This window comes from Limisphaera sp. 4302-co (assembly GCF_049537155.1).
Lineage (GTDB): Bacteria > Verrucomicrobiota > Verrucomicrobiia > Limisphaerales > Limisphaeraceae > Limisphaera.
Window position 1 is genome coordinate 176,071 of record NZ_JBMVQZ010000002.1, and the last position, 19,556, is coordinate 195,626.

Genomic DNA, 19,556 nt, shown 5'->3' on the forward strand with positions numbered 1-19,556 from the left:
CCTTGCGTCCGGAGAGGGCATGGACCGACATGTGACCACCGGTAGGAACCTGGATGCGAGGGTGGTTTCCAGCGAATGAGTGGGAAGAGTTGGCAACCTGTTGAAGGGATCATCCCGCCATTGGTCACGCCTCTGGCGGGGCCGGATGCCCTGGATGTCGCGGGGCTGGAACGGCTGGTGGAACGGGTCGTCCAAGGTGGCGTTCACGCACTGTTCATCCTGGGCACCAGCGGAGAGGCGCCGAGCCTGAGCTACCGGTTGCGTCGCGAGTTGATCCAGCGGGTGTGTGCACAGGTTCGCGGGCGTGTACCGGTCTGGGTGGGGATCACCGACACCGCCATGGCGGAGGCGGTTGCGCTGGGCCGGTGCGCGGCGGAGGCGGGTGCGCAAGCCCTGGTGACGGCGCCACCCTATTATTTCCCGGCCGGCCAGCCCGAACTCATCCACTTCGTCCGTCTCCTGGCGGCCGAGCTACCCCTTCCGCTGATCCTTTACAACATGCCGCAGATGACCAAGGTGCGGTTCGAACCCGAGACGCTGGCGGAGCTGGTGCGGATCGAGAACGTGGTGGGGCTGAAGGACAGCTCGGGAGACCTTGAGTATTTCCGGCGTGCGGTCGAACTGGCGCGGGCCCGGTCGGACTGGCGCGTCTGGATCGGACCGGAGGAATGGCTGGCGGAGGCATTGGAGCTGGGCGGCCACGGTGGAGTCAACGGTGGCGCGCAAATCGTGCCGGCGTGGTTCACGGGCTTGTACGACGCGCATTGCCGGGGGGACCGCGCGCGGGTGAAGGAGCTGCAGAACCGGATCCGGCAGTTGGGACGGATCTACACCGTGGGCCGACATGCCTCGGCGGTCGTCAAAGGGCTGAAATGCGCGCTGGCGTGGCTGGGCGTCTGCCGGGACGAGATGGCTCCTCCATTCGAGCCGTTCCGGGACCCGGAACGCGAGCGGGTCCGCGCGGTGCTGGTCGAACTGGGCCTGCTGGAGAAAGAACCGGTCGAAAAGTCCGGCACGCTCTGACACCACAAACGGTCGGCGAAGCCTCAGAAAGGCCGTGTTCCCAATGACGCTGGAGCAATCGGGCCCGACCATGGCACAGTCGGAACCACGATGAACGAGACAGGATTGCCCGCTGCGGACCTGGTGGTGCTGGTGCTGTACCTGGCCGGGATGCTGGGACTCGGGTTCGGCATCGGCCGCCGGGTGACCGGGAGCGACCACTTCATGCGCGCAGGCGGCCGGGTGCCGGGCTGGGCGGTCGGGCTCTCGATCTTTGGCACCTATGTCTCCAGCATCAGTTTCCTGGCCCTGCCGGGCAAGGCCGTGGCCGAAAACTGGAACGCGCTGGCGTTCAGTTTGAGCCTGCCCCTGGCTGCCTGGGTGGCAAGCCGCTGGTTCGTACCCTTTTACCGCCGGGAAGGGGATGTGTCCGCCTACCATCATTTGGAGAAGCGGTTCGGCCCGTGGGCCCGTTCATACGCCGCGATCTGCTACATCCTGACGCAACTGGCGCGCATGGGCACGATCCTCTACCTGGTGGCGCTGGCACTGGCTCCGCTGACCGGTTGGAATGTCCCGCTTCTGATCTTGCTGACAGGGCTCATCACCCTGGTCTACGCCTGGTTGGGAGGGATCGAGGCGGTGGTCTGGGCGGATGTCATCCAGAGCGTGGTGCTGTTGCTGGGAGCCGTGGCGTGTGCGGTGTTGCTCGTGGTGCAACTGCCCGGGGGACCTGCGGAAATGATCCGGGTGGCCGCCGAACACGACAAATTCAGCCTGGGCAGCTTCTCCTTCACCCTGTCCGAACCCACGTTCTGGGTTGTGTTGCTGTACGGATTGTTCATCAACCTGCAGAACTTCGGTATCGACCAGAACTATGTCCAGCGCTACGCCGTGGCGGAATCCGAAGGCGCGGCACGCCGGAGTGTCTGGCTGAGCGCCTGGTTGTATCTGCCGACCTCGGCACTGTTTTTGTGGATCGGCACCGCCTTGTTCGTGCGTTACACGGTGCAGCCGGAGCTCTGGACGGGTGAGGGATCATGGATGGAGAGGCCGGACACGGTGTTTCCCCATTTTTTGCGAACAGGATTGCCCACCGGACTGACGGGCCTGGTGGTGGCGGCATTGTTCGCGGCTGCTCAATCCACCCTGTCCAGTTCGATCAACGGATGTGCCACCCTGACCCTGGTTGATGGCTATCGAAGGTATCTCCGGCCGCAGGCATCGGAACGGGAATCCCTGCGCGTGCTGCGCGGGGCCACGCTGGTCTACGGACTCGCCGGCATCGGCGTGGCCCTGGCCATGATCCGCGTGCGTACCGCGCTGGATGCGTGGTGGGAGCTGGCCAGCGTGTTCAGCGGCGGGATGCTGGGATTGTTCCTGCTGGGACAGATCGCACGAGGTGCGCGAGCCGCCGCGGCGGTGAGCGGTGTCCTGGCCGGGGTCGTGGTGATTGCCTGGATGAGTCTGTCGCGCCAATTGCCCGAGTCATGGTCGGGTTGGCGCAGCCCCTTGCATCCCTTCCTGGCCGTGGTGGTCGGGACGCTGACCATCCTTTGCGTGGGCCTGTTGTGCAGTCGGCGGCGCCACGGCGGGGATGGGTGATCGGTGAGGTGGCATCCCAGGACCGGGCCGTTGCGGCCCAGCATGGACGGCGGTCAGCCGGCCGTCAGGGTCCGACCGGACGCGAAACTCTCCCCGGCAGTATGTTGAGGGAGCGTTGTGCGGAGCCAGTGGAAGGCGCGGGTTGCGCGGTTGCCCCGTTCAGAAGTAGCGCCTCCGTCCCTGTGTGAGCCATGTGTTCGGTGCGACGGTCTTCAGCCCGGCCCTTCATGCAGGCAAAGGCCCCGGCGGTTGGACGGGCAACGGGGCCGGCCTTTTGCAAGACGATCCCAAGTGGAGGGGAGCTCTTTGCCCCGGCCCCGGGCGCAAGGAACCGGGCGGTGAGAGCGTACCACGCGGCGCGGCGTCGGTGGACTCCGTCCGGCAGGGAGGGAATGTTCAGTCAGTTCGCTGTCTGGTGGCTCTACCTGAAGGGTGCGTTCGAGAGACCGTTTGCGCCCTAGAAACCGGGCCGCTGCCGGGTTGGCTCGGCCGGGTGGATGCGAGGGACGATCTTCTCGGGGACAAAAAGAGGGGCGGGTGGGCCTTTGGATGGCCCACCCGCCCGTGTTTGTTTACCCGAACCCTGCGGACGTTACTGTCCGACCACGCGGAAGAAACCGCTGTTGCCGGTGATGGTGAGGGTTACGCTGTTGTGGGTGATCCCGGACTGCACGGTGGTCCAGGGCTCGTCCAGACGGGTCTTTTGCTGGATCGAGAACGGACCGGTGCCGCCCGACCACCGGAGTGTCAGTTGGTTACCGGAGAGGGAGAAGGCCTCGATGACCAGTGCCGGGGCGGCGCCCACACGGAAGCTCAGGTAGGGCGCAAAGTCACCGGGTTCGCCCGTGGGGCTGCCACCATCCAGCGCAGTGGCCTCTTTCGAGGCGAACCGGGATTGGCCGGTGCTCAGGGTGTCCACGTCCACGAGAATCGTGATCAGCGGATCCGGACTCTGGTTGATGAAGTCCGTCAATGCCTGGGAGACGAAGACCTCGGGCTTCGCCTTGGTGCCGTGCATGGTGAGGGTGCCCAGGTCCACCACATTGTTGGTGTCGTACCCCTGGTCCGGCTCACCGTTGTAGTACAGCCCGGGCATGGTGGAGAAGCGCAGGTCCGGCGAGGCCTCGTCCCACGTGTTGTCCGTGAAGCCCGGGGTGACACCGTTGTTGTCCAGGCCCACGGTACCGTCCTTGACGCCGTAGAAGTGAAGCAGGCGCTGGCCATTGTTCCTGAAGTTGATGAGGTTCAGGGTTACGTCGCGGAGTTGACCGATCGGGTGACCGGTCAGATCGAACCGCAGGGCGATCACCTCGTTGACGGTGGCCGCGGTGCGGGCGTTGATTTGGGCTCCGTTGGACGCGGTGTCCAGCGGTGTGTTGTTGAATTCATTGAGCTGTGCGTCCGCACCGTTGCCGACGGCCGTGGAGACGAATCGCAGCGTGGGATCCACCAGTTTGACGGTGACCTCGGCCTGGCCCGTCAGACCACCGTCATCGGTGGCGATCACGCGGATGATGTAGGTGTTCACGCCGCCGAGACCGGGCAGTGTGTGGTCCAGGGTGTAGGGCGGCTGGGTGAGTGTGCGCAGCAGGGTCAGCGGCTCGGCCGTGCCGGCGTAGAACTGGACGTTGGTGATCGTTCCGTCGTCGGTGATCTCCGCGCTGATGGTGACGGAGTCACCCTCATGCAGTTGGGCCCCCTCGGCGGGGTTGGTGATGGCCACGGCGGGCGCCTGATTGACGGGGGCCTCGGTGGGCACCAGCATGAAGTAGTTCAGCACCACGCCGTCCGAAAGCGCGGTGACGCGGATGGTCTTGGGCGTGCCATCGAACTCGACCACCAGCGGTGCCGCGCCGGCGTCATCGGTCAGGGGCACCAGTATGTAACCACCTGTGGCGTTGCCGACGAACCGGCCGATCTTGGTGAGGTTTTGATTCTCGACGGTCGGGTTGTCCACGAAATCCATCTGCACGGTGAACGGCGCCGGTGAGGAGAGCCGGGCGTAAATGTTGTAGGTCCCGGCCGGGAATGTCCGTGTGTAGTTCATCCATTCACCGTTGACCAGGTTGCGCACTTCGTATTCGGAGAAACCGGCCTGAACGTATTTCGGGCGGCGTACCGGGTCGGCACTGACGAACGTGTCCATGTATTCGTCGCGGAGGGCGATCTGGGGGCCGTAGCGGTACACCTCGTTGGTTGCGGGCGTGATCACGGTCACGACGTTGTTGATCTCGTTCTTGTCGATTCCCTGGGTGCCCACGCGGTCGAAGTAGCAACCGGGCGTGCCGCCTCCGATGGTGTCACACAGGATGGGGTTGTCGAAGTATTGGCCGGGTGTGCCGCCCGGATAGGGGTCGGTGAAATTGAAATCCTCGGCCTCGAAGGTGTAGTTGTCCAGGTCGAAGGTGTCGAACTCGGTTTGCCGCGCGCTGAAGCCGCCATCGGCCGCGGTGGCCGATGCCACGATCACGTAGTTCTTGTTCGGTGCGAACGGCCGGTTGTAGAGAACGTTCCAGCGGTCGCCGCCGTCGGTGATGGTGGCGTCTGCGGTGACGTCCACGCCGTTCACGGTCAGGCGGATGCCGGAGCTGGGGACGCTGCTGCCGCTGGCCGTGGTTTTTTCCACGGAGAAGGACACGGTCGTGTTGGTGGCGAGGAACCCGGAAGGCTCCGGCTGCAAATCATGGATCTTGGTGGGGGAGGGCAGACCCAGGGCCCAGGCCACGGCTGCCTCGAAGAGGAAAAAGCTGGGCTCGATCATCACGCGCCGGTTGGGATCGGTGTCGTTCCACGGCAGGTGGACCCAGCGGGCCTGCGTGGTGGTGCCGTCGGCGTTCTGCACGCCGGCGTCCACGGCCATGATGGCATAACCGTTGGGGAAACCGGGCACCGTGGCGACGGCCACCGCGCCCGGCGTGAGGGTCCGATTGCCGACGAACGTGATGACACCGCTGCCTTCACTCGGATCGGAGGGTACGAAGTTGGGATCGAACACGTTCACCAGACCGGCTGGCAACCCGGCTGCCAGAGGGTGGTTCGGACTGACGATCTCGATGGCCGTGAGGTTGATCACCTGCCCGTAATCAGCGCCGGCGCCGCCGTTTTGGGCAGCGGCGTCGGCGGCGGTGTTGTAGGTGCCGCCCGTCAGGCCGGAGTCGGCGTTCAACGCGCTCCGGTTGCCGCTGTAAAGGAATCCCTCCCAGGTGATGACCGGAATCGGTGGGTTGCGCCACTTGTTGCCCACGTTGCCGGAGCTGATGTTTTCGTCTGCGATGAGGAGTTGATAGCCCTGCGCGGCAAACTCGGCTGCCGTGAGCACGTTGGCGGCAGGCGGGGTGGCGATGACCGTCACGTCATGTCCCTGAGCCTGCAGGATCTTGATGAATTTGACCGTGTCACGCTTGTTCTGGCCGTCGTGCACGTAAGCGATCTTGGCCGCCGGGGCCGTGCCCGTGCTCGAGAGAAGCGCCAGCGCGACCGCGCAACCAGCGAACCAGCGCGCGGCGCCGCGCGCGCCAGTGATCAGGGTGGGGGTACCGGTGTTTTTCATAAGCTCATGGGGTTGGACGAACGTTGAAATTAAGCGACGCCTCCCGCTGTCCTGCGTCGTGGCAGCGCCGCCCGGTCAGTGGGGCGGCTAGTGCCCCGCCCACGGGGACCCACCACGACGAACGGCAACGGATGGGTTTGGCTGCCGTGCTCATGATGATTTCAAGCCTCATCCTAGGCCGGTTTCCGGGGAGTGCGACCCCCATGTTTTGCAAAAGAGTCTGAAAAATGTGCACGTTCGAGACCGCGGATGAGAGGGAGTTGCGGTGGTTGCGTTCAACAACCGCATGCGCCGCCCGAGACCGGTACGGGCGCGGTCTGGCAGAGGGTGCGGAGCTCGCTTCTGTTGCGGAACTGAACGCGGGCGGGACGACCTTGGAAGATCCGCCGGGATGCGGCAACCGCCGGCCAGGTGGCGGGTCGCGTTGCACGAGAGGGCGCGTCGCGCCAGGGGAGGGTGCCGCTTGCTTGTGGCGCCGGCAAAGCCGTGCTCGCCATGCGCTGGCGCGGGCCGGGAAGTCTGGCGCCGTCCGGGTCATTGCGAGGTTTTGCGCCACCTGAACGAGGGCTGGCACGACCGGCGTGCGGTTCCGGGCTCTTCTTGAGCAGCCGGGACGGCGCATTGACCGAGGGCGGAGGCGTCGCGGTTTCCCGGACCCACGCGGTGGATCCGGCACGCTTCGGATGGGCACCTGATTTTGCGAACCTTGAAAGGCGGACCGTCCGGGGCCCAAGCGCGACACGATCCACCTGGCGGTGAAGAAGCCTCCGGCAGGCCCGAATAGCGCCACGCTGTTCGGTGGAGCGAGGACCGGCGCCGGCGGACCCGGCTCGTTCGGAGGATTGAGACGACCACGTTCTTTGTCGCCCTTTCGAGCGCGCCGTCCTGCGCGGGTGAGACCCCGTGCATGCGATGGCATGAACGGCGTGCCCATCCGGATGGTCCGGTCGGTTGGTGCCTCGGTGATCTTGATGCCGGGCGTGGAGGACCTCGTGCCGCGTGCCTTGCGGTGGGGCGTTGGCCGGCCGGGCGGCAGGGCTGACGGGCAGGGAAGGTGTCTGGCCGGTCGGGCGGGTTGCTCACGCGCCAGGTCTCGCCCTTCCATCTCTGGCCGGGTGCGGGCCTGCCTTTCCGGCTCGGTCGGGGACAAAATGACGAATTCGGCCGCAGGTACGCTGCATGAGATCGGGACCAGACGACGTTTCGTCCGTGGAGGGGTGAGCCGTCCGCGGTTTGCTGGTGTGAGGCCGGTGCTTTCGGGTTGGGTGAACCGGTTTGAAGTGGCAAGGGTTTGGTCAAGTGAGGGCTGGGGAGCGCACGTGCTGGGCTGGTGCGTCCCGTCCGCCGGCCTTTCGTCGAGGCGGTGCCGGGTCCCGAAGACCGGTAGGGGAGAGGCGCCGTGTGGGAGGCGGACTTTCTTGTGCGCGGCCCGGGAAAGGGGCTGGACCGTTCGTAGCTGTTTTGCTAAACAACAAATAGCCGACCGCGACCGGGTCGGGCGCGCCGGAGGCGTGCGCGGCAGTGGACCGCAAAAGCGTTCCGGCTCCTCCGCACGCCCCGGGCCCGGAAGGAAACGGAGTTGGATATGAACACGCTCCTGATCGTCGGACCTGGCTGTGGCAAGTGCCGCACGCTGGCCCAGCGAACCGAAGAGGCGGCCCGGGAACTGGGCCTGGCTTATGAACTCCGCAAGATCACCGATCTCCAACAGATCCTGGCCCTGGGCGTGATGATGACCCCTGCGTTGGTCGTGAATGGAGCGATCAAGGTCTCGGGCAGGGTGCCCACTGTGGAGGAACTGAAACAGATTCTGCGAGAATCGGCCATCCAAACCGCCTGAAGCGAAGGTCACGACCCGATCCGAGGTTGGATCGGCCGGCAACCGGTGCCGGTGAGGGTGGGAACCGATTTCGGTTATCCGTTCGAACCCGTACCCGTTTATGAAGAACCTGCCCCGCTGGCTGATCGTTGGCATCGTGCTGGCGGCCGTCGCGGGGGCGTCATGGCGCTCCGGCAACACAGACGGGCGGAGACCGCGGATGCGCAGAACGCCGTGTCGGACCGGACGGCCGCGGCCTCCGCCCCTCTGCCCCCCGGCGGGTGGCTCCGGGAGCGAACCGCTGCGTTCCCTGTCGGATGATGGCTCCGATGCTCGAGGAGCTGGGCGTGACTTTTCATGGCCGGTGGATCGTGGAGGTCATTGATTTGACGCGGGACACCGAGGCCGGTGCCAGAGGCCGCGTGAGTGTCATCCTGACTCGGATCGTTTTCGCTCCGGACGGCCGCGAGCTCTATCCGCACGAGGGGTTCATGCCTGGGGAGGACGTCCTGGCCAGGTGGCGTGAACTGGGGTTCGATCTGGAAAGGCCGGCAGTTGGATGCGGCGGCGACCATGCCTCGGTGGCTGCGCCCGGATCTTTCCCCCGGGTTGCCCTTGGGCGCTGCTTTTGCCCGGGCGTACTCAACCTGGTGTTGAGTCCCTGTCATTCGGCAGGCATTCCGCTCATCGTGGGGTTCATCAGTGGGCAGCCTCGGCCGGCTTTGGGGAGGGCATTTGCCACTGCGGCGCTCTTTGCCCTGGGCATCCTGGTCACCCTTGGAGGGTCGGCGTCCTGACTGCCGGGGCGGGCCGTTGGCGACATTTGTGTGGGACTTGGTTTTTGGGATCGCCCTGTGCTCATGCAGTTTTGCTTGCATGACACGCGTGTTGGGGGTGGCGCTGGGTCTTTCAAGCACGCAGCCGTTGTGGGCCTTGCGTTGTTGGGTGCTTGCGGCATCGGTCACCGCTCAGTGATTGTCCTGGCGGGAACGTTTACCCGCGCGGTGGAAAGGTTTCTGGGGTGGAACGGGTCGGCGCGGCCTTTGCGGGTCGTGTGGATTGCGTGCGGGGTACTGGTCCTTCTGGCCGGATGGTGGTTGATCCACACCGCACCGTGAAAGGGAGGCTCGGATGGTTCTGTTGGGGCGGGGGATGGCGCTTCCGGCGGCGTGTTCGTCCCCGTATCCGGCCGTGGCGTCCGGCCCGCGGTTCAAGGCTCGGTCCCCGCCGGTCCGGGTTCGTTCCCGTCCGGTGGACGGTGCCCGTTTCCACTGGCTGGTGGGCCGGAGCCACCTTCCTTTGCTTCGCGCCGTTTCTGCCGGAAAAACTCCTGCAACAGGGCCCGACACTCTTCCAGTCGCACGCCGCCCGTGACGGCGCAGCGGTGGTTGAAGGTGGGGAACTGGAGGAGGTTCAGCACGCTTCCGGCCGCGCCGGCCTTGACGTCGGGCGCGCCGAAAACGACCCGCGCGAGTCGTGCGTGGACGATGGCGCCTGCGCACATGGGACAGGGTTCCTTGGTCACATAGAGGGTGCAGTCGGAGAGACGCCAGTCACCCACGGCTGCCGCGGCTTGTGTGAGTGCCAGCATTTCGGCGTGGGCGGTGGCATCCTTGAGCAGTTCCACCTGATTGTGGGCCCGGGCGATGACCCGGCCGGCCCGCACCACCACCGCGCCCACCGGGACTTCGTCGGCCGCGAGGGCGCGGCGTGCCATGCGCAGGGCCTCGCTCATGAACCAGTCATCGCTGTGCAGGTCCGGGATCGGCTCGTCCATGATGGCGCACGGGTTTACCGCGGGAGGCGGGGGGGTGGGGTTTCGGCGGCGGCGGGGGCCGGGCACGACTCTTCCAGGATCCATTCGTTGCGGCCGTCCGGGTGACAGTGACAGTGCGCGGCGAAGAAACCGCCACGATGTTGCCGGAACCACGGCCAGATGCTTTGACGGTCCGTCTCGGGCAGGGGCAGCCGCATCAGCTCTTCCCATGTGAAAAAGGCGAAGCGGCCCTCTTCGTGCGGTGGAGGCAGGGCGCGCAAACGCGGTTTGACTTCGAACAGGAACATCAACCAGTGGGCTTGTCCCTGGTAACCGTGTTCGCTCACCAGCCCGGTCAGGTGCAGGTCCGCCGGGGTGAGCCGCAGTCCCAGTTCCTCCCAAGCCTCGCGGCAGGCGCATGCGTAGGGCGATTCGCCGATCTCGGTGCGCAATTTGCCTCCGCAGGGACTCCACAGACCACGATTCGGTTCGCGGGTCCGCTCCATCAGCAGCAGTTCGTCCTGCTCGTTGAAGCAGTAGAGCAGGGTCGAAATCCGGTACGGCATCGCCATGCCCCATCAACTGGCCCGAACGCGTTCACCGGGGTCAATGCAAAAACGGTTTCCGGTCCCGCGCGCCCGCTGTTTCAACGGTTCCCAAGCTGCTCCGGGTCACCGTGGCGTGTCGCGGGAGTGGTTCAGGGCGGCATGCCCGTTTGCGGCCCGGCCGGTGGCACTCGACCACGGGGACATGACCGGCGTGCGGTTGCGTCCGTCGTTGCCCTCCGGCGGGCGGGCCTGTTATTCCGGACCTGTTGACGAACTGCCGAACGGTTTGCGTCCAAAGAGGGACATGAACAACGCCGAGGTCAGGGCAGCGCGGATCCGGCCGGATGGCAAATCCTTCCGGAAGGGGCGCGAGAAGTTCTTCGTCCGCGGGATCACCTACGGCCCGTTGGCCCCGGACGGGGAGGGCCGGCCGTTTGCACCGCCGGAAGTGACCGCGCGGGATCTGGACCTCATGGTCGCTCTCGGTGCCAACGTGGTGCGGTTGTACACGCCGCCGGCGCCGTGGTTGCCCGACCTGGCTGCGGAGCGCGGACTGGTCCTTTGGGTGGACCTGCCCTGGCCGCATCATCTTTGCTTCGAGACCGCGGCGGAGCGGGCGGAGATCCGCCGGTACGTGTGCGAGACCGTGCGCGGTCTTGCCGGGCACCCGGCCATCTTTGCCTGGAACATCGCGAACGAGATCCCCCCCGACGTGGTCCGCTGGATCGGACCCGGAACCGTGCGGCGGTTTCTGGAGGAACTGGTCGAGGCGGTGAAAGAGGTGGACCCGGAGGCGCTTTGCAGTTACGCCAATTTCCCGCCCACGGAATATCTCCAGCCGCGCAACCTCGATTTCGTCGCGTTCAACGTGTACCTGCACGATCGGCGCGCGTTTCGCAATTACCTGGCCCGGCTCCAGATCCTGGCCGACGATCGCCCGCTGGTGCTGGCCGAATGCGGCGTGGACAGCCTGCGCGAGGGACTCGAGCGCCAGGCCGAGTTGCTCGAATGGCAGATCGAGGAGGCCTTCCGGGCCGGTCTGGCCGGGATCACCATCTTCAGCTTTACCGACGACTGGCATCGCGGCGGCGCGCCCGTGCTCGACTGGGCCATGGGCCTGACCACCCGCGATCGCCAGCCGAAGCCCGCCTGGCACGTTGTGCAGCGCCAGTTTCGTCGCGCCCCCGCTTTCCCGCTGCCGCGCACGCCGAGGGTCTCCGTGGTGGTGGCATCTTACAACGGCGCGCACACCCTTGCCGATTGTCTCGCCTCGCTCGAACGCCTCCGCTATCCCGAGTACGAAATCCTCCTCGTGGATGACGGGTCCACCGACCACACGGCCGAAATCGCGGCGCGGTTTCCTTCCGTGCGCCTGCTGCGGCACGAGAGGAACCTCGGTCTCTCGGCCGCCCGCAACACCGGGATCGCCGCCGCCACCGGGGAAATCGTCGCCTTCACCGACGCGGACTGCCGGGCCGACGAAGACTGGCTCCATCACCTGGTGGGTGCCTTGCTGGAGAGCGACGCGGTGGGCGTGGGTGGACCCAATTTCCTGCCGCCGGAGGATTCCCCGCTGGCGGCCGCCGTGATGGCTTCTCCGGGTGGACCGGCGGCCGTGCTGCTGACGGATCGGCTGGCGGAGCACATCCCGGGCTGCAACATGGCCTTCTACAAGTGGGCTCTGGAGGCCGTGGGCGGATTCGATCCGGTGTTCCGTCGGGCTGGCGACGACGTGGACATCTGCTGGCGCCTCCTGCAGGCCGGTCATTCACTGGTGTATGCCCCGGCGGCGGTGGTCTGGCACTATCGCCGTTCCACCGTCCCGGCGTATCTCAGGCAGCAGTCCGGCTACGGCGAGGCGGAGGCCCTGCTGCTGCGCAAACACCCGGAACAGTTCAATCTCTGGGGGGGCAGTCGCTGGCGCGGCCGGATCTACGGGACCTCCTTTCCCGATCTGCACCTGGGCCGGCCGATCATTTACCACGGCCCGTTTGGCACCGGGTGGTTTCAAACCCTCTACTCGCCGCCTCCGGCCGGCTGGCTCCTGCTCACCACCGCCCTTGAGTTTCACCTGTTTGTGACGCTGCCGCTGATTCTGCTGGGCGTTGCCCATCCATGGCTGCGCGTGCCGGCCCTGGCCGCCGTCCTCTCGAGCATCGGTACGTGTGCGCTCGCGGCGGCGCGCGCGCCCCTCCCGCGGGGGAAACGCCGCTGGTGGTCGCGTCCGTTGATTGCCCTGCTGTATTTTCTCCAGCCCATCGCGCGCGGTTGGGCGCGTTATCGTGAGCGGCTGGCGATCCGGCGGCGCACCGGCCTTCCAGCGGATTCTTTGGAAGCCGTCGCGTTGCGGCGCAGCCGGGTGCGGCTGGACCGCGTCGACTTGTGGAGCGAACGGCCGGTCGAACGTCTTGCCTTGCTTCAGTCCCTGATGGCCTGGCTCGAAGGCCGGGGTTGGCCCCTGCGCCCGGACACCGGTTGGTGCCCGTTCGACTTCGAGGTGGCCGAGCCGCCCTGGGTCCTCGTGCGCGTGGTGTCTGCGCTCGAGGCTCATCCGGGTGGGAAACGCCGGCTCCGCCTCCGATTGCGGGCGGCCCCGAGCCTCGGCATGTGGTGGGGCACGGCCTTTGCGGGGTTGCTGGGTCTGGCAGGGATCGGGTTGGTGAAACCCTCGTTGTACGCAGCGGCGGCCACCGTGGCGGCCGTGCTCGCAATTGCGGGCTGGTGGTTCCACATCCAGGCCCGGCGCGCCTGCAGTCGGCTGGCCGTTGCGTTGGACGAGTTTGCCCGGACGCACGAGCTCATCCGCCTTCCCTGGATCCAAACGCCGGCAAAACCGCGCGGGTCGTTTACCTTTCCTGCCCGGTGGCGAAGGACTGCGGAACGGCGGGCGGCCCGGACCGAATCTCCGTTCGCCCTGCCGGAGCCGCCGGCAAAACCCTCGGTGCCGGATGCGCCTTCAACCACACGGGAACTGTCATGAGACGACCACGAACCCATCACCGGACCTTCTCCGGCTTGCCCGCGGCGGGCTCCGCCGGCAAATGGATTCGGCGCCCCGCCGCCATGCAGGAGCGCGCCGTTGCCACGTTCGAACCGCGTGAACAGTCGCGCGTGGCGAGCTTTTTTGGTGACTTTTCCGTCTCTGCCTCTAGTCTGATGCGGGTTATGTGTGATCGGATCGGCCTCTTCCGTTCGGACAACCGGCGCGTGAATGTTTCGGGCTCCTCGGTCTTCCTTGCGCACCTCCTTGTCCTGTTTGCCTTCCAGGCGGACCGAATCGGCGCGGTGGACATGCGCGCGGCCGAACATCCGTGGGTGTACGAAACGCCGGTCGAATTCCTGGCCTCCGGTGACTTCGACGGAGACGGGCGGACCGACCTGGTGATCGTGGACAAGTCCAGCGGCAAATGCCGGTTTGCCTACCAGCTTGAGCCGGGCCGGTACACCTGGGCCGAGGACAACCGGCCCAGCGGCGTCCGCGGCGTCACCGGCGTCACGGTGGGCCGCCTTACCCACACCAACCACGATGCCCTGGCCATCACCTCAGCCGACGCCAATTTGCTGGCCATCCTGGAATCGCCCTCCCCGCAAATGGGTACCCAACCCAGGGAGCTCGTGCTCGATGTCATGGGCCCCAGCGCCGTCCTGGCCATGGACGTCGGCGGCCCGGACAACACTCCGCTGGCCGACCTCCTCGTGGTCAGCATCTACAACAGTCCGGACCCTAACCTGCTCAGCATCGTGCGCAATACCGGGACCGAATGGAAACCTCTGACCCCAATCACCCTCGAACAGCCCGCCTCCCGGCCGAACCGTATCGCCCTGGGCCCCGACCTGCCCGAAGTGGCCATCGGCATGGTCGGCGACCCGCCCAATGAACTGGTCCTGGGCCGGTTCGATTCCGGTCAACCGGAGCAGCTCGGCAATCTGCCCGGCCTGCCGGCCCGCTCGGGCTATCTCCTGGCACGGTTGCATGACCGGCCCCTGCCGGACCTCCTGCTCTTCCAGCCGGGCCAGCCCGGGCTCTCCCTGCGTCCCATCACCCATGCCGACCGTCATGCCGTGCAGTTCGGCCCCGAAACACGCCTGGAATGGGCGCGTCCCGTGGACCAGGTCTTTGCCCTGCCCGGGCCGGCTCCGCAAAGACTGCTCATCCTTTCGGACGCCGGCCAACATGCCGCCCTGGTGAAACTCGAGGGCGTAAACACGCTCGGGATCATCAAGGAACTGACCCCCGGCACCGAACGGTTCAGCGGAGCACTGGCGGTGCCCGAGGGCGTGTTCCTGCTGTTGGCGCCCACCAACGACAAACCGAGCTGGCGCTACCGCTTCTGCACCCCCGCCGGCGAAACCGAGGGCCAACCGGTCGGTCTGTTGCCCTCGCTGGCCGACAGCGACGTCAACACCATCCCCGCCATCTACCAGGCCATCATGAGCAACCTCGACGTCCGGACCGAGGCGGAGATGAAGCCCTACACCAACACCATCCCCGGTACACAGGTCCGCTACGTCATGATCCCCGTTCCCGGCGGAGAGTTCATCATGGGCAGTCGTGACGACGATCCCATGGGCCGGCCGGATGAACGCCCCCCGCACAAGGTCAGGGTCGATCCCTTCTGGATCGGCATGTTCGAGGTCACTTGGAACGAGTTCGAACTGTTCATGTATCCCGAGGACGAACAACGCCTGAGGCAGGAGCTGGGCCTGCAAAACCCCACCGATCCCCTCGCCGATGCGGTGGCCCGGCCCTCCAAGCCCTACACCGAAATGAGCTTCGGCATGGGCAAGGACGGTTACCCCGCCATCAGCATGACCCATCACGCCGCCAACAAGTACTGCCAGTGGCTCAGCGCCAAGACCGGCCATTTCTATCGCCTTCCCACCGAGGCCGAATGGGAGTACGCCTGCCGCGCCGGCACCACCACCCAATGGTCCTTCGGCGAGGATCCCGAGCTGCTCGACCAGTACGCCTGGTACGAGGACAACAGCGACTTCCGCTACCACAAGGTCGGCACGAAGAAACCGAACCCCTGGGGCATTTACGACATGCACGGCAACGTGGCCGAGTGGTGCCTCGACCAGTACGAACCCTACGAAAAACTCCTGGCCCCCGGCACCGAGGTGCTCGTCAACCCGTGGAACCGCGCCACCCGGCCCTACCCGCACGTGACCCGCGGCGGATCCTACGACGACCCGCCCTGGCGCCTGCGCAGCGCCGCCAGGCGCCCCTCCGATCCCTCCTGGAAAATGCGCGATCCCCAGCTGCCCAAATCCATCTGGTGGCTCACCGACGCGCCCTTCGTGGGCTTTCGCATTGTCCGGCCGCTCAAAGTGCCGCCGCCGGAGGAGATGAAGAAATACTGGATCAGCGGGACCGAACGCGATTGACCCTCCTCTGCATGAAGGCTTGTCACCTCCGTATCGTCCATTGCATCAAAAACGCCCGCAGGGCACACAACCGGAATCGAGCACTATGAACGAACAACGTTCGCAACCCAACCACCCGGCCCTCACCCGCCGGGATTTCCTCAAACACACATCCCTGGCCGCTGCCACGGCCGCAGCTGCGGTCTCCTTCCCTCATGTGCTGCGCGCCCAGGCCAAGCCGACCCTCAACGCCGTCATCATCGGCATCGGCGGACGCGGCGGCGGCGCCGGTGGCGACTTCCTCGAGGCCGCCAAAATCGCGGGCGTCGAGGCCCGCATCGTAGCCGTGGCCGACCTGTTCCCCGAGCAGGCCCGGCGCGGAAATGAACACTTCGGCGTGCCCATGGAAAAATGCTTCAGCGGGTTCGACGCCTACATCAAGGCGCTTGAACAACCCGGCGTCAACTACGCCATCCTGGCCGCGCCACCCGGGTTCCGGCCCACCCACTTCAAGGCCTGCATCGAGCGCGGTGTCCACGTGTTCATGGAAAAACCCGTTGCCGTGGACGGCCCCGGCTGCCGGCTCATGTACGCCGCCGGTGAAGAGGCCGCGCGCAAGGGCCTCAAGGTCGCGGCCGGCACCCAGCGCCGCCACGACGCGGCATACAACGAAACCATCAAACGCATCTGGGACGGCGTCATCGGCGACGTCACCGCCCTGCGCGCCTACTGGGTCAACGGCGGGCCCATCTGGCACCGCGGCGATCACGGCGAGACGGACATCGAACGCCAGATTCGCAACTGGTACCACTACATCTGGCTCTGTGGCGACCACATTGTCGAGCAGCACGTCCACAACATCGACGTCTGCAACTGGATCATGAAGGACCACCCCGTCCGTGCCTGGGGTATGGGCGCGCGCCAGCAGCTGGGCGACAAGTCCGGTGAAATCTGGGACAACTTCGCCGTCGAGTTCGAGTACGGCAACGGCGTGCGGATGCACAGTTACTGCGGCCAGATCAAACGTTCCTGGAGCTCCGTCAGCGAGGCCGTCGTCGGTACCAAAGGAACCGCCAACCCGGCCGGCTCCATCCAGGTCAACGGCGACCGCCGCGTCCGCATCCGGCCCGAAAACGCCCGCAACCCCTACGTGCAGGAACACGTGGACCTCATCCAGGCCATCATCAACGACACCGAGCTGAACGAAACCAAAAACGTCACCGACAGCACGCTGACGGCCATCATGGGACGCGAAGCCGCCTACAGCGGCGGACTCGTCCAGTGGGACGACATCCTCAAGTCCGAATTCAAATACGGTCCCGACCTCATGTACGAGGATTCGTCCAAGATGACCTTCGGCCCGTGGCGGACTCTCAAGCCGCCCATGCCGGGCATCCACGACATCTTCAAGAAGCCGCCCTCGGTCCCGACCGTCTGACGGCGGTCACGTCGGGCTCTTCGCTTCCCACGGCCCGCTCCTCCTGGGGGCGGGCCGCTCCTTTTCTGCCGGTAATCCCTTCCTCCCTGCCCCCTCACCGCCACCTGTCCCAAACCGGGACACGGCCGCACCGCCCTGCAACGCCCGATAACAGGGTGGATGCCTCCGATACCCACCCCCAAACCCCTGCCCAACCAAGCGAAAAGACCTGTTTTGCTCCCTCCAAGCCTGCTGGCACGTGACGTGCTCTTCCTTTGAACCGTGAAAACGACATTGCAGCACAGCGAACCGGTTGCGATGTCCCACGCCGTCCCGGGTATTCCGAGCCCGGGACACAAGTCCCTCCATCTAAATCCCTCTGCGTGAGGGCATTGCCCTCCCGCGCGCTTCTGAACTTGGGTTTGGTTGCTGGCGGCCGGCGCAAGCCGGCCGCCGGTAATTTTGGGCCGGTGCATCGGCCGCCATCCCGGAGGGTCCGACCTGTACCGGTTTGCCCAACCCGGCAAAGTTTGACCCCATCCACAGGTTCAAGATTAACCACCCGACCCTGCCGGGTCGCCCGCCTCCGGCCTGACCAGTCGTGGGCCGTCCAAGTAGCCGGACACCCTGCAAAAAAGACGTGAATTGCCGCCGCCGCACCGCTATGACGTCGGCATGCGCGCACTTCTCATCGGCATCGACAGTGGTACCCAATCGACCAAGGCCCTTGTCGTGGACGCCCGCAACGGGCGCGTGCTCGGTGCGGCCGCCCAAGCCTACGACCTGATCCCCAACCTGCCCCCCGGCGCCAAGGAACAGCATCCCCACACCTGGCGGGATGCCACCATCAAGGCTGTTCGCGCCGCTCTGCGGGCCGCCAAGGCCCGGCCTGCCGAGGTCGTGGCCATCGGCGTCTCCGGTCAACAACACGGTTTCGTTCCGCTCGACAAGGACGGCGAGGTCATCCGGCCGGCCAAGCTTTGGTGCGACACCTCCACCGCCGCCGAATGCGAGGAAATCATGGCCGCCCTTGGCGGGTTCAAGGCCACCCTCAAACTCCAGGGCATCGCCGTCCTGCCCGGATTCACCGCCTCCAAGATCCTCTGGCTCAAAAAACACGAACCGGAAAACTACGCCCGGCTGGCCACCGTTCTCCTGCCGCACGATTATCTCAACTTCTGGCTCACCGGCGAACGGGTCATGGAATACGGCGACGCCAGCGGCACCGCCCTCATGGACATCCGCAAACGCCGCTGGTGCGAGGCCACCATCCGCGCCATTGACCCGGACCTCCTCGGCAAACTCCCGCCCCTGATCCCCAGTGATCAACCCGCGGGGCGGCTCCGGCCCGAGGCAGCCCGGCAGTTGGGTCTTGAGCCCGGCGTGCTCGTCAGCGCCGGCGGCGGCGACAACATGATGGGCGCCATCGGCACCGGCAACACCCGGCCGGGCATCGTCACCGCCAGCTTCGGCACCAGCGGCACCATCTACGCCTGTTCTGAAAGACCGGTCGTGGACCCCTCCGGCGAAATCGCCGCCTTCTGCGATTCCACCAATCGCTGGCTGCCCCTGCTCTGCACGATGAACGTGACCGTGGCCACCGAGATGATGCGCCAGGACTTCGGCTACACCCACACGCAGTTTGAGAAAAAGGCCGCCCGGGTTCCGCCGGGCTCCCATGGTCTGTTGCTGCTGCCCTACCTGGAGGGCGAACGCACCCCCAACGTCCCCGACGGCACCGGCGTCATGATCGGGATCAACCCCCGCACCTTCAGCGCCAGCCACTACTGCCGCGCCGCCATGGAAGGCGTTACCCTGGGCATGAACTACGGCCTCCAACGACTCATCCGCCTCGGCGTGCGCGCCGACCAGATCCGCGCCACCGGCGGCGGGTCCAAATCCCGGCTCTGGCGCCAGATCATGGCCGACGTCTTCAACGCCGAGGTCGTCACGTTGAAGGTCAGCGAGGGCGCGGCCTATGGCGCGGCCCTGCAGGCCCTTTGGTGCTGGCGTCTGCAAAAGGGGGAGAAAGTGGCGATCCACGAGATCACCGATGCCTTCGTGAAACTCAACCCGGCAGAAAGCGCCCGGCCCCGGCCCGAAGCCGTGGCGGTCTATCGCGAGCTTCAGGCCCTGCAGGACGAACTGTCGCGCCGCCTGCGACCGCTCTTCCCGCTGCACCGCCAATTCGTCCTCCGGCACGGGTGAGAGGCACCTCCCACCGGCCGGCCCAAACAGGAGCTTGTCCACTGTTTTGAGCGAGCCGCGGGGACCTGCTTGCGCCACCGGCCCGGGCGGTGCATGGGCCACGGGAGAGCGACGCCCGGGCCGCCGTGCCGGTCGGGGCAGAAAGCCTGTTGAGCACGGCACGAACCCGTACGGCCGGGCTCACAACTTCCGCCTCGACAATGCTTTGAGCCGGGGCATGATGCGGGCTGAAAGGCGTTCATGCGGCCTGCTCTGATTTCTCCACTGGTAAGAAGGACTTTCAG

11 protein-coding genes are annotated in these 19,556 nt (G+C 66.1%); 8 read left to right on the plus strand and 3 right to left on the minus strand.

The window, feature by feature from the left end; translation table 11 throughout:
• The first annotated feature begins 75 nt into the window (after positions 1 to 75).
• Both ACPDIX_RS03020 and ACPDIX_RS03025 read left to right on the plus strand, forming a co-directional pair.
• Positions 76 to 1,023 carry a dihydrodipicolinate synthase family protein gene (locus tag ACPDIX_RS03020; RefSeq protein WP_423430297.1) on the plus strand — a complete coding sequence of 316 codons (948 nt, stop codon included), beginning with the start codon at positions 76 to 78 and terminating at the stop codon, positions 1,021 to 1,023.
• A gap of 90 nt (positions 1,024 to 1,113) precedes the next feature.
• Positions 1,114 to 2,607 (plus strand): sodium:solute symporter, encoded by a 1,494-nt coding sequence (locus ACPDIX_RS03025; protein ID WP_423430298.1) that lies wholly within the window; start codon positions 1,114 to 1,116, stop codon positions 2,605 to 2,607.
• A 592-nt stretch (positions 2,608 to 3,199) separates the two neighbouring features.
• On the opposite strand, the gene ACPDIX_RS03030 is transcribed toward ACPDIX_RS03025, so the two are convergent.
• Positions 3,200 to 6,157: an Ig-like domain-containing protein gene (locus ACPDIX_RS03030; protein WP_423430299.1), complete on the minus strand. Its 2,958-nt coding sequence runs from the start codon at positions 6,155 to 6,157 to the stop codon at positions 3,200 to 3,202.
• Between the two features lie 1,585 nt (positions 6,158 to 7,742).
• Here ACPDIX_RS03030 and ACPDIX_RS03035 point away from each other — a divergent pair.
• The gene (locus ACPDIX_RS03035; protein WP_423430300.1) at positions 7,743 to 7,997 is read left to right on the plus strand and encodes a thioredoxin family protein; all 255 of its coding nucleotides are present in this window, start codon (positions 7,743 to 7,745) and stop codon (positions 7,995 to 7,997) included.
• Positions 7,998 to 8,305: 308 nt separating this feature from the next.
• Positions 8,306 to 8,773, plus strand: coding sequence for a hypothetical protein (locus ACPDIX_RS03040; RefSeq protein WP_423430301.1), 468 nt, complete (start codon positions 8,306 to 8,308; stop codon positions 8,771 to 8,773).
• 413 nt (positions 8,774 to 9,186) lie between these two features.
• On the opposite strand, the gene tadA is transcribed toward ACPDIX_RS03040, so the two are convergent.
• Positions 9,187 to 9,753, minus strand: coding sequence for a tRNA adenosine(34) deaminase TadA (gene tadA, locus ACPDIX_RS03045; protein ID WP_423430302.1), 567 nt, complete (start codon positions 9,751 to 9,753; stop codon positions 9,187 to 9,189).
• A 14-nt stretch (positions 9,754 to 9,767) separates the two neighbouring features.
• The gene (locus ACPDIX_RS03050) at positions 9,768 to 10,304 is read right to left on the minus strand and encodes an NUDIX hydrolase (protein ID WP_423430303.1); all 537 of its coding nucleotides are present in this window, start codon (positions 10,302 to 10,304) and stop codon (positions 9,768 to 9,770) included.
• A 280-nt stretch (positions 10,305 to 10,584) separates the two neighbouring features.
• Here ACPDIX_RS03050 and ACPDIX_RS03055 point away from each other — a divergent pair, with 280 nt between their 5' ends.
• The 4 genes from ACPDIX_RS03055 to xylB all read left to right on the plus strand — a co-directional run bounded on the left by ACPDIX_RS03055 (position 10,585) and on the right by xylB (position 19,272).
• Positions 10,585 to 13,260, plus strand: coding sequence for a glycosyltransferase (locus ACPDIX_RS03055; RefSeq protein ID WP_423430304.1), 2,676 nt, complete (start codon positions 10,585 to 10,587; stop codon positions 13,258 to 13,260).
• On the plus strand, positions 13,257 to 15,668 hold the full coding sequence (locus tag ACPDIX_RS03060) for an SUMF1/EgtB/PvdO family nonheme iron enzyme (protein ID WP_423430305.1): 2,412 nt from the start codon (positions 13,257 to 13,259) through the stop codon (positions 15,666 to 15,668). The genes ACPDIX_RS03055 and ACPDIX_RS03060 overlap by 4 nt, the downstream gene beginning before the upstream one ends.
• 85 nt (positions 15,669 to 15,753) lie before the next feature.
• A complete protein-coding gene (locus ACPDIX_RS03065; RefSeq protein ID WP_423430306.1) occupies positions 15,754 to 17,085 on the plus strand; it encodes a Gfo/Idh/MocA family protein in 1,332 nt (443 codons plus the stop codon).
• Positions 17,086 to 17,739: 654 nt separating this feature from the next.
• Entirely contained in the window at positions 17,740 to 19,272 is a 1,533-nt protein-coding gene (xylB, locus tag ACPDIX_RS03070) for a xylulokinase (protein ID WP_423430307.1), read from the plus strand.
• The last annotated feature ends 284 nt before the right edge of the window (positions 19,273 to 19,556 follow it).

Coding starts and splice junctions, on each gene's coding strand:
- ACPDIX_RS03020 (WP_423430297.1), top strand. CDS start 76: ATGAGTGGGAAGAGTTGGCAACCTGTTGAAGGGATCATCCCGCCATTG.
- ACPDIX_RS03025 (WP_423430298.1), top strand. CDS start 1,114: ATGAACGAGACAGGATTGCCCGCTGCGGACCTGGTGGTGCTGGTGCTG.
- ACPDIX_RS03030 (WP_423430299.1), bottom strand. CDS start 6,157: ATGAAAAACACCGGTACCCCCACCCTGATCACTGGCGCGCGCGGCGCC.
- ACPDIX_RS03035 (WP_423430300.1), top strand. CDS start 7,743: ATGAACACGCTCCTGATCGTCGGACCTGGCTGTGGCAAGTGCCGCACG.
- ACPDIX_RS03040 (WP_423430301.1), top strand. CDS start 8,306: ATGCTCGAGGAGCTGGGCGTGACTTTTCATGGCCGGTGGATCGTGGAG.
- tadA (WP_423430302.1), bottom strand. CDS start 9,753: ATGGACGAGCCGATCCCGGACCTGCACAGCGATGACTGGTTCATGAGC.
- ACPDIX_RS03050 (WP_423430303.1), bottom strand. CDS start 10,304: ATGGCGATGCCGTACCGGATTTCGACCCTGCTCTACTGCTTCAACGAG.
- ACPDIX_RS03055 (WP_423430304.1), top strand. CDS start 10,585: ATGAACAACGCCGAGGTCAGGGCAGCGCGGATCCGGCCGGATGGCAAA.
- ACPDIX_RS03060 (WP_423430305.1), top strand. CDS start 13,257: ATGAGACGACCACGAACCCATCACCGGACCTTCTCCGGCTTGCCCGCG.
- ACPDIX_RS03065 (WP_423430306.1), top strand. CDS start 15,754: ATGAACGAACAACGTTCGCAACCCAACCACCCGGCCCTCACCCGCCGG.
- xylB (WP_423430307.1), top strand. CDS start 17,740: ATGCGCGCACTTCTCATCGGCATCGACAGTGGTACCCAATCGACCAAG.